General features: G+C 55.9%; 15 protein-coding genes. 1 reads left to right on the forward strand and 14 read right to left on the reverse strand.

All coding sequences use genetic code 11. The features are described from left to right. Entirely contained in the window at positions 1-1,206 is a 1,206-nt protein-coding gene (locus ACQE3D_RS23090; protein WP_313730313.1) for an ABC transporter permease, read from the reverse strand. Positions 1,207-1,628: 422 nt separating this feature from the next. Here ACQE3D_RS23090 and ACQE3D_RS23095 point away from each other — a divergent pair, with 422 nt between their 5' ends. Next, positions 1,629-2,537: a DMT family transporter gene (locus ACQE3D_RS23095; RefSeq protein WP_313730312.1), complete on the forward strand. Its 909-nt coding sequence runs from the start codon at positions 1,629-1,631 to the stop codon at positions 2,535-2,537. A gap of 185 nt (positions 2,538-2,722) precedes the next feature. On the opposite strand, the gene ACQE3D_RS23100 is transcribed toward ACQE3D_RS23095, so the two are convergent. From ACQE3D_RS23100 to kdsC, 13 genes are all read right to left on the reverse strand, one after another. Beyond that, positions 2,723-5,329 carry a glycosyltransferase gene (locus tag ACQE3D_RS23100; RefSeq protein ID WP_313730311.1) on the reverse strand — a complete coding sequence of 869 codons (2,607 nt, stop codon included), beginning with the start codon at positions 5,327-5,329 and terminating at the stop codon, positions 2,723-2,725. A gap of 223 nt (positions 5,330-5,552) precedes the next feature. Then, positions 5,553-5,750: a winged helix-turn-helix domain-containing protein gene (locus ACQE3D_RS23105; protein ID WP_064028147.1), complete on the reverse strand. Its 198-nt coding sequence runs from the start codon at positions 5,748-5,750 to the stop codon at positions 5,553-5,555. 88 nt (positions 5,751-5,838) lie between these two features. Then, positions 5,839-6,093: a cell division topological specificity factor MinE gene (minE, locus tag ACQE3D_RS23110; RefSeq protein ID WP_064028145.1), complete on the reverse strand. Its 255-nt coding sequence runs from the start codon at positions 6,091-6,093 to the stop codon at positions 5,839-5,841. Continuing rightward, the gene (minD, locus tag ACQE3D_RS23115) at positions 6,093-6,905 is read right to left on the reverse strand and encodes a septum site-determining protein MinD (protein WP_064028142.1); all 813 of its coding nucleotides are present in this window, start codon (positions 6,903-6,905) and stop codon (positions 6,093-6,095) included. The genes minE and minD overlap by 1 nt, the downstream gene beginning before the upstream one ends. A gap of 19 nt (positions 6,906-6,924) precedes the next feature. Continuing rightward, positions 6,925-7,668: a septum site-determining protein MinC gene (gene minC, locus ACQE3D_RS23120; protein WP_313730310.1), complete on the reverse strand. Its 744-nt coding sequence runs from the start codon at positions 7,666-7,668 to the stop codon at positions 6,925-6,927. Positions 7,669-7,737: 69 nt separating this feature from the next. Continuing rightward, positions 7,738-9,096, reverse strand: a complete 1,359-nt coding sequence (mgtE, locus tag ACQE3D_RS23125; RefSeq protein WP_064028140.1) for a magnesium transporter — start codon at positions 9,094-9,096, stop codon at positions 7,738-7,740. 17 nt (positions 9,097-9,113) lie between these two features. Further along, complete coding sequence (gene rapZ / locus ACQE3D_RS23130; RefSeq protein WP_071159107.1) at positions 9,114-9,983, reverse strand: RNase adapter RapZ; 870 nt, start codon at positions 9,981-9,983, stop codon at positions 9,114-9,116. A 51-nt stretch (positions 9,984-10,034) separates the two neighbouring features. After that, positions 10,035-10,325 carry a ribosome hibernation-promoting factor, HPF/YfiA family gene (hpf, locus tag ACQE3D_RS23135; RefSeq protein ID WP_064028135.1) on the reverse strand — a complete coding sequence of 97 codons (291 nt, stop codon included), beginning with the start codon at positions 10,323-10,325 and terminating at the stop codon, positions 10,035-10,037. 36 nt (positions 10,326-10,361) lie between these two features. After that, positions 10,362-11,798 (reverse strand): RNA polymerase factor sigma-54, encoded by a 1,437-nt coding sequence (locus ACQE3D_RS23140; protein WP_313730309.1) that lies wholly within the window; start codon positions 11,796-11,798, stop codon positions 10,362-10,364. A 14-nt stretch (positions 11,799-11,812) separates the two neighbouring features. Next, positions 11,813-12,538 (reverse strand): LPS export ABC transporter ATP-binding protein, encoded by a 726-nt coding sequence (gene lptB / locus ACQE3D_RS23145; protein WP_064028131.1) that lies wholly within the window; start codon positions 12,536-12,538, stop codon positions 11,813-11,815. Then, positions 12,538-13,038: a lipopolysaccharide transport periplasmic protein LptA gene (lptA, locus tag ACQE3D_RS23150; protein ID WP_064028129.1), complete on the reverse strand. Its 501-nt coding sequence runs from the start codon at positions 13,036-13,038 to the stop codon at positions 12,538-12,540. Before lptA ends, lptB begins: the two co-directional genes overlap by 1 nt. Continuing rightward, positions 13,025-13,594: an LPS export ABC transporter periplasmic protein LptC gene (gene lptC, locus ACQE3D_RS23155; RefSeq protein WP_064028127.1), complete on the reverse strand. Its 570-nt coding sequence runs from the start codon at positions 13,592-13,594 to the stop codon at positions 13,025-13,027. The genes lptA and lptC overlap by 14 nt, the downstream gene beginning before the upstream one ends. After that, on the reverse strand, positions 13,591-14,124 hold the full coding sequence (kdsC, locus tag ACQE3D_RS23160) for a 3-deoxy-manno-octulosonate-8-phosphatase KdsC (protein ID WP_313730308.1): 534 nt from the start codon (positions 14,122-14,124) through the stop codon (positions 13,591-13,593). The genes lptC and kdsC overlap by 4 nt, the downstream gene beginning before the upstream one ends. Positions 14,125-14,129: the final 5 nt, after the last annotated feature.

Here is a 14,129-nt window from a genome sequence, read left to right on the forward strand (position 1 = left end):
TTAGCGCCGTCCCAAGGCCGTCACCGGGTTCAGACCGGCCGCCTTACGGGCCGGCAACACGCCGAAGCCCAGGCCGGTCACCAGTGCCACCGCCAGCGAAGCTGTCCAAGCCCAAGCCGGCAAATGCAGCGGGAAATTAGGATGCCACCAGCCCAGCGCGGCGATACCGGCGTTGCCCAATAGATTGCCCACTAAAGCGCCGGCCAACGACAACAAGGCGGCTTCGGTCAAGAACAGCGCTTGCAGCTCGGCGCGCCGGGCGCCCAAGGCCTTCAACAGACCGATTTCGGCGGTACGCTGGCTGACGCTGACCAGCATCACGTTCATCACCAGCACGCCGGCCACCGCCAGGCTGACTGAGGCGATGCCGGCCACCGTGTAAGTCAGTGCGCTAAGAATCTTGTCGAAAGTGTTAACCACGCTGTCTTGAGTAATCACGGTAATGTCGTCCTCGCCTTCATGGCGCGCTTGGATGATGCGGCGCACCTCGTCGACAGCTCGGTGCATCGCCGACTCGCTATGCGCCTCGATCAGTATTCGGAACAAGGAGTGACTATCGAACAAGGCCTGCGCCGAGGCCACCGGCACGATCACCAGTTCATCGAAACCGGTACCGATCGACTGGCCTTCCTCGGCCAGCACGCCAACGACCCGGAAGCGGCGGTCGTTGATTCTAAGCCATTCGCCGACCGCTCGACGTTGGCCGAACAAATCCTCGCGGATTTTCTTGCCGATGACGCAGACCGACAGTTCCCGCCCAGCGGCGGCTTCGGGCAGAAATCGGCCCTGGGCGACCGTTAAATGTCGCACCCGCAGCAAGGCATGGGTCGAACCCATGATGTTGGTTTCCCGCTCCAGGCCGGCCACCGACACCGGCGCCGAACCGATATTGACCGGCGCGATCGCGGCGATATTGCGGCTGCGGAACAGGGCTTCGGCGTCGTCCAACGTCAGATCGCGCGGCGTTTCGCCGAGCAGCGGCGGGTGGCCGCCGGTGGTTTCGCTACGGCCCGGCAATACAATCAACAAGTGGGTGCCCAGCGACTCGAATTCGTTGACCACATAGTTGCGCGCGCTGTCGCCCAACGCGGTCAGGATATTCACCGACGCCACGCCGATACTCATCGCCAGCACAATCAAACCGGCTCGTAACGCTTGGGCGGCGATGGCCTTGCCGGCCTGGCGCAGGGTGTCTCTCAAGCGCATGGGTTCACTCCGAGTGAAGAGGGAATTCAAAAAAGGCGGTTATCATTCAGCGCGAAGTAAAAAACACCGTCTCCCGACGGAGCAGGGGAATGAACACCTCAGCGTCAGCTACGCCGTTCGCTGAGCGGAGTCGAAGCGACATCGCTGGCTTCGGCTCCGCTCAGCCAACGCCTTATTTCAGCTCCGCTTTGCCAACGTCTTATTTCGGCTCCGCTTTGACAACTGCTTACATCGACTGTAACCGTTCAACTTAAAGCCAAAGGCAACCAACTTACCCCAAGCGACATCTGAACAGTTACAAAAGGCGAATGTTTGTCGCCATTCTCGCGGTAAATGCCGCCCGCGTATACCTCCAACCCGAATCGGGCCGCCGAAGCACCGTCAAAAGCAGGTAAACTAAACCTTTATCCATTCACCCGACCGTGTCCAAATCCACTTCACCGCCGGCCGCCCGGCTCGTTTCCAGCGCCGCGCGCCGTCGGCAAACCTTGGGCTTGCTGGACATGATTGCCGCCTGTTTATTGTTCTCGTTGATGAACGCCGGCGTTTACGCCAGCCAACGACTGGACCCCGGCTTGCCGGCGGTGATGGCCAGCTTCATTCGGATTCTGTGCAATCTTGCCGTACTGATCCTTCCCGCATTGGCAGGCCGTCGGCTGACGGCCTTGCTGGGCGACTGCCGGCCATCGCTATGGTTACGCGGATTGTTCGGCGCCAGCGCGCTGATGCTGTCGTTTACCTCGATCGCCTGGATCGGTCCCGGCGAAAGCACGTTTTTAACCTCCAGCAGCGGCGTGTTCGTCGCCTTGCTCAGCCCTTTCCTACTGGCGCAGAAGAACTCGTTGGCGGTCTGGCTGGCCATCGTCGGCGCCTTTAGCGGGGTCGGTTTGCTATTCGACTTTCAGCAAAGCGGCAATTTATTCGGCCAGGCCACCGCGCTCGGCGCCGGTTTGCTGTCGGCGCTGGCCTATTTGATGTTGGCGAGGGCCGGACGCAGCAACCCGGCGACCACGATAATCTTTTATTTTTGCTTGGCGGCGCTAATCCTGCACGCCGCCTATTTTACAGCGTTCGGCTTCCGCTGGCCGGCCAGTCCGGAGAGTTGGGGCTTGCTGATCGTGGTCGGTCTGCTCGGCAGCGGCGCCCAGCACTTTCTAACCCGCGCCTACCAATCGGCACCGGCGGCCTTGGTCAGCTCGGTCGGTTATCTGACGCCGGTGCTGAGTTTGAGCTGGGGCGCGATCTTCTTCGAACAAATCCCCAGCTCAACCGCGCTGCTCGGCGCGGTGTTGATTTTATTGTTTGGCGTGTTGTTGCCATTTTTGCGCTAGCGGCGGGGATTTGCTAGCCATTTGCAGCCATCTTTCGCAACTTTCGAATTGATGATTCCATTTTTGCGATCAGGAAATCCGCCATGTTGCTTAAGTTTGCTTTCGGCGCGAGACGACCATCAAAAAAAAGCATAAAAAAGCCCTCGCCAACTGAATGTCGGCGAGGGCTCGGTCGGTCCGGTTAGTTATTCAGCGTCCATTTCGTCGGCCGACAGCTTCTGGCCGGGGATGTAGTTGGGGGCCACGCTGATCAAAATGGTCAGGAAGGTCGCAATATACGGCACCGACTGCACCACCAATACCGCCACCCACAAGCGGCCGCTCAGATTGTCGAACTGCGGCTCCATCCGCATCGCGACCGCGCCTGCCAGCAGCAGGATCAGCAGTAACAGTTCCTGCCAGATAATCAGCAAACCGGCAACTAGCGGGCCTTGCTGCTCGTATTTGGGCGTCCGCATGAACGGTTTACCGGATGTAAACAAGCCTTGCAAGGTGCCGCGCGCCACGGTGTGGGTCAACGACAAACCGGCCAAGGCCGCGCCCAAGGCTTGCCAGAGCGAGCATGCCACCCTGGCCTTATACAGCCACAGCCCACGCAGGATCTTGAACGCGAACAAACCTATCGTCGGCAACAGAAAGGCGTTGACCGGCAACTCGCTATGTTTCGGATCGTAAAGCAGCAAGGCCGTCAATACCAGGCTGGTACCGGTGAACAGTAGGGCCAACGCGTCGGAAAACCAGGGCAACCAACCGGCGACGAAGTAGTAGCGCTGCGCCGACGTCAACGAGGACTTCTTATTGGGCAAGAAATGCCGCCAATGTTGCTTGATGATCTGCATCGCACCGTAGACCCACCGGAAACGTTGGGTCATGTAACCGGAAAACGTATCCGGCATCAGACCGCGACCGAAGGATTCCTTGCAATAAACCGAGTCGTAACCAGCCTCGTACAAGCGCAAACCCAGTTCGCTATCCTCGCAGATACACCATTCGCCCCACGGACCGACTTTTTCGAAAGCCGATTTGCGGATCATCGTCATCGTGCCGTGCTGAATAATCGCGTTGTACTCGTTGCGCTGCACCATGCCGATATTGAAAAAGCCGGCGTACTCCCAATAGCACATGTTTTTGAAAGAGCTTTGGTGGGAATCCCGATAGTCTTGCGGCGATTGCACAAAGCCGACGTTTTCCTGATCGAAGTAGGGCACCATGGCTTTCAGCCAATCCGGCGATAGGATGTAATCGCTGTCGATGACCGCGATGATTTCGGCGTCTTCAGCGGTGTTTTCCAGTGCGTAGTTGATCGCGCCGGCTTTATAGCCCGGCCAATTGTCCAAATGGAAGAAGCGAAATTTCGCGCCCAACCGGTCGCAATCGTCGCGGACCGGCTGCCAAACCGCTGGGTCCTTGGTGTTGTTGTCCATTACCAGGACTTCGTAGTTCGGGTAATCGACCTTGGCCAGCGCGTTCAGCGTCTTGCGGACCATTTCCGGCGGTTCGTTATGAATCGGCAAATGGATGGACACTTTCGGATAGCGGAAATCCGTCGGCGGCGTTAACGGCGTAAACGTGCGGCGGCCCTTGCGGTGCCATAACACTTCGGCGATTTCCAGACTCTCGGTCAACAGCACCAAAATCGCCATCGCCTGCATCATCAACAAAATTGCCCAAAACACCACCGAAAATCCGGTCTGATATTGTGCGGCGGCGATCGACGCGGACCAAAACAGTACCGACGCCGCCAAGTTGGCGACAATGCCGAAAAACAGCTTGCCGGGCAGTTTCAAGCTCTTGCGGGTGAACAGGAACGCCGCCATCAGGATGATACTCAACAAGGCCGCGCCGCTGGCCCAGTTGCGCCAAGTCGGGTTGGCCAGCACGTCGCCTTCCATCGGAAACTTGGGTTCTCGATCGACGTTGAACACGCCCCAATACTGGCCGGCGGTCCCTTCGATCTCGATTTTCCACGGTTGGTCGAAGGCTTCGACAACGTAATAAATCAGTTTTTCCTCAGTGGCCCGGTTCAAAAATCCACGCAGAAATTTAGCCTGATTGGCCAACGAAGCGGTCGAGTGTTTGTAGGGCTGTCCGTCCGACGGCCAACCGACCTCGGAAATCACGATTTGCTTGCCGGGGTACATGGCTTGCAATTCGTGGTAGCGCATGAATACGTAATCAACCGCCTCTTCGATCGGAATGCCTTCCCAGTAGGGCAGAATATGCACGCCAATGTAATCCACTTCGGCAACCAGCTCGGGATGGGCTTCCCACACATCCCAGGTTTCGGCGGTACTGACCGGCTTCCAGGTGCGTTTTTTCACCTCGCGGATGTACTCGATCAACTCCTCGATTTCGACGTTCTTGCGGATCTGGGTCTCGTTGCCGACCAGCGTGCGAACAATGGCTTTCGGATATTGGTTGCTAAGCTGGATCAGCGCTTCGATTTCCCGGCGGTTTTTCTCGCGGTCGTCGTCTATCCAGGCGCCCATCGCCAAGTTCAAGCCGTTCTTGGCCGCCAGTTCCGGCACGACTTCCATGCCTTCCAACGCGGTATAGGTTCTGATCGAATGCGCCTTGTCCGACAGCAGGTTAATGTCTTCGGCGATTTGTTCCTGGGTCGGGTATTTGCCTTCGCGCGGGTTGGAATCTCGACGCATCGGGCTGAAGGTCAGCCCCATCATGGTTTTATTCCAGGACGGGATTTTTAGGGGATTGTTAATGTAGGACCAGATACCGAGGTTGACGGCAACCAGAAACACCAATGAAAAAAAGGTGGCAATTTTGGCTTTCATTTCGGGTGACAAACTCCGCTAGGGAAAAATTATTGTTGTTATGGCGGTTATCGAGACGCATCGGTCGCACCGACGGACGTTAACGCCGCCACGCCGGGCATTCCCGGCGGACGGCGAATCGGAGGGCACCTCCCGGATCGTCCAATACCGCGATACAGCCACCGGTATTGGAAGCGAACGCGCTTAGGCCAGTCTTAAGCGCTCCGGAGAGACAAAGGAACGATTACTTGAGAGAGACCGTTTCAACGCGGCCTTTCATTTCGATGTTGAGTTTATCTTCCTTAGCCAGCCAGCCCAAGGCCCGCTGTACCTCGTTTTTGCCCAAACCAGTCTCGGTGGTGATTTTGTTGACACTGGCCTCACCGTTGGTATTCAAAAATTGCCAGATTTTTCCGGCCGCTTCACCAATTATCTCTACCATTTCAGCTCCTCACACTTTAAGCAACAAAAAAATCGGGTATTCGGTCCGGCGCCACGCGGCAGACATACAACAAACGCTAAAGGCGCGATTAACGTTCGTCGGGCAACACAATATTGAGTTCCAATGTTTCCTGATTGCCATCCTGCTCGAAATTGACGGTAATCGCATCCTGACTGACATTGACGTATTTACGAATCACCGCGAGCAACTCCTGTTGCAATTGCGGCAGATAAGAAGGCTGATTTCGCGAGGCGCGCTCGTGGGCGACCAGAATTTGCAGCCGTTCCTTGGCCAACGATGCGCTACTGGGCTTGGATGACCGGAAATAATCTAACAGACTCATCACTTACTCCCGAACAGCTTGCTAAACAAGCCCTTCTTCTCTTCCTCTATGAATCGGTGGGGACGATCCTCGCCCAAATAACGCGCGACGATGTCGGCATAAGCCTGACCGGCGTCGCTTTGCTCGTCCAAAATCACCGGGGTGCCCGAGTTGGAGGCATTCAATACCGACTTGGACTCGGGAATCACGCCCAACAGATGCAGCGACAAAATCTCCTGCACGTCATCCACGCTCAACATTTCGCCCAGCTTGACTCGATCGGGGGAATAACGGGTCAGCAACAAATATTCCTTGATCGGCTCGTCACCCTTCTCGGCGCGGCGCGACTTGCTAGCCAGTATACCCAGCATCCGATCCGAATCGCGCACCGACGACACTTCCGGGTTGGTCACGACGAAGGCATCGTCGGCAAAGTACATGGCAAGTGTAGCACCGCGTTCGATTCCAGCGGGCGAATCGCAAACGATGTATTTAAAATCCTTGGCTAGTTCTTCGAGAATGCGCTCGACGCCTTCCAGGGTCAGCGCATCCTTATCGCGGGTTTGCGAGGCGGGCAAGATATAGAGCTGATCGCAACGCTTGTCCTTGATCAGGGCTTGGTTCAAGGTTGCTTCGTTGTTGATCACATTGACCAAATCGTAGACCACTCGCCGTTCGCACCCCATGATCAAATCCAGATTACGCAGACCGACATCGAAATCGATAACAGCGGTTTTATGGCCTTTCTTGGCCAAACCCATCGCGATCGCCGCGCTGGTGGTGGTTTTACCCACGCCGCCTTTTCCTGATGTTACTACGATAATTCTGGCCAATGTCGTTCCTCCTAGAAATCTAAAGTTCTTTGATGATCAGCTTCTGGTTCGCCAGACTGATTTGTACCGGTTTATGCGGGGCGTGCTGACTCAAATCGTCGCGGAGCTGGTAGGTGCCGGCAATCGAAATCAACTCGGCTTGCAAATCGGAACAAAAAATCCGACTCTCGGCCTTGCCTAGTACGCCAGCCAAGGCGCGTCCCCGCAACGAACCGTAGACGTGGATGTTGCCCTCCGCCATGATTTCGGCACCGGCACTGACAGTCGCGGTCACGATCAAATCGCCTTTGGCGTAAACGCGCTGTCCGGAACGTACCGGTTGAGTGATTAATTTATTTTCGACGTTCGACGCGGCGGGGGCCGATGGTGGCGGCTCCGGCGTCGGCAATGGCTGCTTGGCGGGCTCTTTGCTGATTAGCGGAGTATTGCTACCGTGCAGCGAATGCACCGGCAGATTCATCGCCAGCGCTACTTGGTTTTGTTGCTCGTTACCGCCGCGGATGCCGACCGGCATGAAACCGTGGGAACGCACGGTCGCCACGATGTCGGCGAAATCTAGCACCAGATTCTGCGCGTTGAGCTTTTGCAAATCGATCAACAACGGCGAATTGCGAAAAAACTCCGGGGCCTGGGCGACTTTTTCCTTGAGTTGCTCGTCGATGGCGGGCAAGTCGTTTCCGGACAGCAGCAGCACCGGGACGGTCAATGAGGTGCTTTTAAACTCCAAAGCTGTTTTTTGCGAGTTAATGGTGCCGGTGGACATCGATTTGGGAAAATCAGCTCATGTATGACCCCGAATGTTAGCATTTTCCGTGACAAAAAGCACAATCGCTTACAGTAAAAACAGCGTCGCCAAACCTAAAAAGGTCATAAAACCAACCACATCGGTGACCGTTGTCAACAGCACCCCGCCAGCCAACGCCGGATCGACACCGATTTTTTGTAACAAAACCGGAATCGCCACACCGGAAAAGGCCGCGCACACCAAATTGATCAGCATCGCCGCGCCGAGCAGGATACCAATGTGCGGATTGTGAAACCAAACTCCGGCCACGGCGGCGACGACGACCGCCCAAATCAGCCCGTTCAACAAGCCGACCGAAATTTCCTTGAACAACAAGCCGCGAGCGTTGCCGCCGCTGATCTGGCCCAGCGCCAAGCCTCTAACCACCAGCGTCAAGGTTTGACTTCCGGCGATACCACCCATGCTGGCGACGATCGGCATCAATACCGCCAAAACCACGATTTGCTGTATCGTATCTTCGAACAAATCGATAACCCAGGCCGCCAGAAACGCGGTCAGCAAGTTGACACCCAGCCACAAGGCCCGGCGCTTGGCGCTGGCCACGACCGGTGCGAACATGTCGTGTTCCTCGGTCAAGCCGGCCATGCTCATCAGCGAATGATCGGCTTCTTCGCGAATCACATCCAGGATGTCGTCGATCGTAATCCTACCCAACACTTTACCGTCGTCGGCCAGTACCGGTACCGACAGCAATTTGCGCCGCTCGAACAGCGCGGCCACGTCTCGGCTCGGGGTTTTGTAGGAAATCCCCGGACTCTTGGTATCCATCAACTCGGAAACCTTGGTGTGCGGATCGTGCGTCAACAACTGGCTAATCGCCAACACCCCCTGAAAACTATCCTTGCGATCGACAACGATCAGACTGTCGGTACCGGCCGGCACCCGGCCGCGCAGCCGCAAATAGCGCGACACCACATCCAAGGTAACATCCGCCCGTATCGTCAAGACGTCTTGAGACATCAAGCCGCCCGCCGTATGCTCGCGGTAACTGAGGGCTTGTTCGAACCGATTGCGGTTGTGCACTCCGATCGATTCCATAACCTGAGACAGCAAGGGTTCCGGCAAGACATGCAACAAGTCCACCATGCCGTCGGCACCCATTTGCTCGGTCGCGGCCATCAAATCCTTACGGTCGGTGATCGCCAACAACGCGGTCGCAACTTCGACATTCAACTCGATCAACACCTCGCCCATGACACCGGGCGGAATCAAACGCCACAGGCTGGCGCGCGGCTCCGGTTCCAGCGCCTCCAACACGAATGCCGCTTCGGCCGGATATAGCGAACGCACCAGATTGCGAATTTCGATCTGCGAGCCCTTGGCCAGAATCGCCGTAGCGCGCGCCAAGAGATGTTCGCCGTTTTCCGGCAGGGTGGGTGTTGTCATAAGCTGAAACCGGAAGGTTAGGAGGCCGGGAAACGTAACTCCCGATGCCTGACGATAATGTTAGGGGTAAGGGTTTTAAAGTGTTGCCCCAGCGTCTCGACCAAGTATACCGAACGGTGTTGACCGCCAGTGCAGCCGATCGCGATCGTCAGGTAGCTGCGATTGTCGGACTCGAAACGCGGCGCCCAACGGCCGACGAAATAACCGACATCGTGCAGAAATTCCTTGACGGCCGTTTCGTGCTGCAAAAATTCGACCACTTCGGCGTGTTTACCGGTCAAACCCCTTAGCTGCGGCACCCAATACGGATTCGGCAAACTGCGGGCGTCGAACACGAAATCGGCATCCAGCGGCATGCCGTATTTGAAGCCGAAAGACTGAAACAAAATGGACAGCGAACTCCTACCTTTCTCGCCCAAGCGGTTTTTCAACAAGTCCCGCAACTGATGATAATGGGTAAAACTGGTATCGATGACGATATCCGCGATCACCGCCACCGGATGCAACATTTGTCGTTCGATGTCCAGCGCCTCGCGCAACGGCAAGCTTTCGGTGGTCAACGGATGTTTGCGCCGAGTTTCGCTGTAACGCTTCAGAATGATGTTTTCGTCGGCTTCCATGTAAACCACTTCGCAATCGATACCCTTGCCGCGAATAAATGCGATGCAATCGGGGAAGTCCGCCAGTTTTTCAGTGCGATTGCGAGCGTCGATGCCGATCGCGGTCTTGGCGTACGTGGCCGGCGCCTTCGCCATCACGTCGTCGACAAACTGCTGCAACAGCACCACCGGCAGGTTATCGATGCAGTAGTAACCGCAGTCCTCCAGGGTATCCAGGGCGATACTTTTTCCGGAACCGGACAAGCCGCTGACGATGACGAGTTTCATGATGAGAATTCGAGGCGGGGACGCCAAACCGTCCCCGCGAACCGATAGGAATTAACGGTGATTTTGGTTTTTTTCTTTGTGTTTGACGATTTGTCTGTCCAGTTTATCGACCATGTTATCGATCGCGACATACATATCTTCCTGGACATCCTCGGCATACAGTTTGGCGCCGCTGATTTGCACGGCCGCTTCGGCTTTTTGCTCCAGTTTCTCGACGGTCAAAATCACGTGAACGTCCACGACGTTGTCGAAATGACGCTTGATCTTGCTGATTTTGTCTTCGACATGAGCTTTTAACGAATCGGTAACTTCTACGTGATGACCGGTGATACTAACTTGCATGGAATACTCCTGTTTTTAAAAATTATGCTTCCGTACTCAGATAAGCCTTTTCCGCTGGCTGGTTGGCGGTATCGACATCGCTTCCCGGTATTTGGCAATGGTGCGGCGGGCGACGTTGATGCCTTTTTCATTCAATAAGTCGGATATTTTACTATCGCTTAATGGCTTGGCCGGGTTTTCGGAACCGACCAATTCTTTGATCAGCGCCCGAATCGCGGTCGCCGAACATTCTCCGCCGCCATCGGTACTGACATGGCTGGAGAAGAAGTATTTGAATTCGATGACGCCGTGCGGCGTGTGCATGTATTTTTGGGTGGTGACCCTGGAAATCGTCGACTCGTGAAGTTCCAGTTCCTCGGCGATATCCCGCAACACCATCGGCTTCATCGCGATCGCGCCGTGCTCGAAAAAATCGCCCTGCTTTTCGACGATGCTGCGCGCGACCCGCAACAAGGTGTCGTTGCGGCTGTGTAGGCTTTTGATAAACCAGCGCGCTTCCTGCAGATGGTTTTTCATGCTGACGTTGTCCTGGCTGTTGTCAGCCCGCTTGATCATCCCGGAATAAAACGGATTAATCCGTAATTTCGGGGCGATTTCCGGATTCAGATTGACTTGCCACGCCCCGGCTACCTTCGCGACGAACACATCGGGAACCACGTATTCGACGCTGACTTCCTGGACTTGACCGCCAGGCTTGGGGTCCAAGGTGCGGATCAAGGCCAACACGCCCCGCAACACGTCCTCGGTCATACCGACGCGCTTGATCAAGCGGGCTTGATCGCAAGTCGCCAGTAAATCCAGATGCCGTTTCACAAAATCCAGCGCATCCACACGGTAGGGTGTCGTCGCCGGCAACTGCAGCAACTGCAAACGCAGGCAATCGGCCAAGTCCAAAGCCGCCACACCGACCGGGTCGAAATTCTGCAGCATGTGCAACACGGCCTGAACCTCGTCGATTTCCAGATTGTCGAGCTGCTCCTGCAAGCCCTGACAAATGTCGTTCAGATCGGTGGCGATGTAACCGTCGTCGTTGATGGCATCGATAATCGCCGCCGCGATCGCGTAGTCGCGGTCGGAGATGGGCAGCAACTCCAATTGCCAGAATAAATGATCGTGCAGACTTTCGGACTTGCTGCGGAAGCTTTCGAATTCCGGCGTGTCGCCGTCGTCTCCGCCACTGGGCAAACTGCTTTCGTAAACATCGTCCCAGCTGACGTCGACCGGCAATTCGTCCGGCATGTCGGTTTGCGACCCCTCGCTGGTGACTTGATCGGGGTTTTCGGCTTTCTTTTCTCGAAAATCCAAATTCAGCGACTCTTCCTCTTCCACCTCCAGCATCATATTGGATTCAAGCGCCTGCTGGATTTCCTGCTGCAAATCCAGGGTCGACATCTGCAACAATTTGATCGCCTGCTGCAATTGCGGCGTCATCGTCAGACTCTGACCGATACGGAGTTGTAAGGATTGCTTCATGTGTATTTAAAAATCTATAAGCTAAATTTATCGCCCAGATACACTCTGCGCACTTCCGCATTGTCGACCAGTTCGCGGGATACACCCTCCGCGATAACCTTGCCGTCATTCAGGATGTAGGCGCGATCGCATATCTCCAATGTTTCTCTGACCTTATGCTCGGTAATCAAAATACCGATGCCGCGCTGCTTCAGATGCGCGATGATTTTTTGCAATTCCAGCACCGAAATCGGATCGACGCCGGCAAACGGTTCGTCCAGCAAAATAAATTGCGGCTCGCTGGCCAAGGCACGGGCGATTTCAACCCGGCGCCGCTCGCCGCCGGACAAGCCCAGCGCCAGTTGCTTGCGCAAATGGTTGATATTAAATTCCGCCAGCAGTTCGTCAATCATTAGCTCGATCTGACCGTCGGTCAAGTCGTCGCGAATCTGTAACACCGCCCGCAAATTATCCGCCACGCTCAATTTGCGAAACACCGACGCTTCTTGGGCCAGATAGCCTATCCCCAAGCGAGCCCGCCGATGCATCGGCTGGTAGGTGATGCGCTGATCGTCCAGGTAAATATCGCCCTTATCCGCCCTAATCAAACCGACCAGCATGTAAAAGCTGGTGGTCTTCCCGGCGCCGTTGGGGCCGAGTAAGCCGACGACTTCGCCGGTATCGACCTGCAAACCGACACCATCAACCACGTTACGGTTGTTGTAGCGCTTGTACAACTGCTCGGCAAGCAAACGCGCCATTACGGAGCCTTTTTGGTCTTGGGTTGGATCACCGAATGCACCCGCTTGCCGTCGGTGCTCTGCTCGCCGGCCTTCAACAGCGAGTTCTTGGTATCGTACTCGATATACTCGCTGGACTGTTTGGCGTCGCCCTGCCAAACCGAGGCGTTCTTCATGAAAATCAGCAGATTTTTTTCCGGGTAGAATTCGTTGACCAAGCCTTCGCCGTGCATTTCGTCCTTGCCGACGGCGGGCAACTGTTTGAAGCGCGACGGCTTACCGGTGGCAATTAGCTTGGTGATGGCTCCGTCCTTCAGGTAAACCACCAACTGATCGGCATCGATACGAATCGTGCCTTGCGTCGCGACGACGCCGCCGGTATACGTGCTGACCTGGGTTTTCTCGTCGTAGACGGCATTGTTCGAGTCGATGTAGATCGGTTGTTCCGAATCCGACTCCAGCGCAACGACCGCCGGCGCGAGCCATAACAGGCTCCAACCCAGCATTTTACTTAATTTCATAGCGACCTTTCACTTTGGACAACAATTTCAGGTGAATCGGACTGACGAAAGTCGCTTCCATACCTATTCCCGCCGTTTTATTGGGCGGGCCGATAATTTCGGCCCAAGCCGCTGTCTCCGCATAATGGCTGGCGAGATTAACCCGCAAATCCGAAGTATTGACGGTCAGCGCCGCGTTGGTTTTGGACGCCTCCCGATTGATAAAAACCGTGCCGTTCAATTGCAAATGTTCGCCGTCGGCGGCCATCACGCCACTATCGGCTTTAATCACCCAGGGCATTTGGTTGGGGTTGTACAGCGTCATCACCGGCTTTTGCAAATGGGTGCTGCCGTCGGTTTTAAAATGCTGCATCCGCTCGGCGGACAGCTCGTTTTTAGCGATACCGTCCAGACCCATTTCCTGTTTGTAATAGACCTCGCTGAAAAAATCGGGACTGTTTTCCTCGATCTTGATCTGCTCCTGACGCAGCTCATGCATTTCCGCCAGCCACCAGGACAACGCCGCCGCCAGCGCGACGTAAGCGTACACGGCCAGATTGCGGATGCGTCCCTTCATAGATAGGCCTGCAAAACCGAATCGAAACGCCCCTGCACCTGCATGATCAGATCGCAAACCTCGCGCACCGCGCCTAATCCGCCAGCCGCTTCGGTTTGCCAGTCGGCGTAACGTTTGACCGCGAAATTGGCATCGGCAACCGCCACCGCGAAACCCACCTGGCGCATAATCGGCAAATCCAACACATCGTCGCCGACATAGCCGACCTGCTCGGCTCGCAACCCCAACAACTCCAGAATCTCGGCGAATGCGGCTCGTTTGTTCTCGTGGCCCTGGTACACGTGTTCGACGCCCAGACCGCGCATGCGCAACGTCACCGAATTCGACTTGCGGCCGGAAATGACCGCCACCTCGACGCCGGTCTGCCGCAACAACTTGATACCGTGCCCGTCGCGGGCATGAAAACATTTATATTCGCGACCCTCGTCGTCGAAAAACAGCCGGCCGTCGGTCAACACGCCGTCGACGTCCAAAATCAACAGTTTGAGGCTTTCAATGAGTTGCAGCTTTTGTCTATCCAATCCAAACATGTCGC

Source organism: Methylomonas sp. MS20, assembly GCF_050275925.1.
Taxonomy (GTDB): Bacteria; Pseudomonadota; Gammaproteobacteria; order Methylococcales; family Methylomonadaceae; genus Methylomonas; species Methylomonas koyamae_A.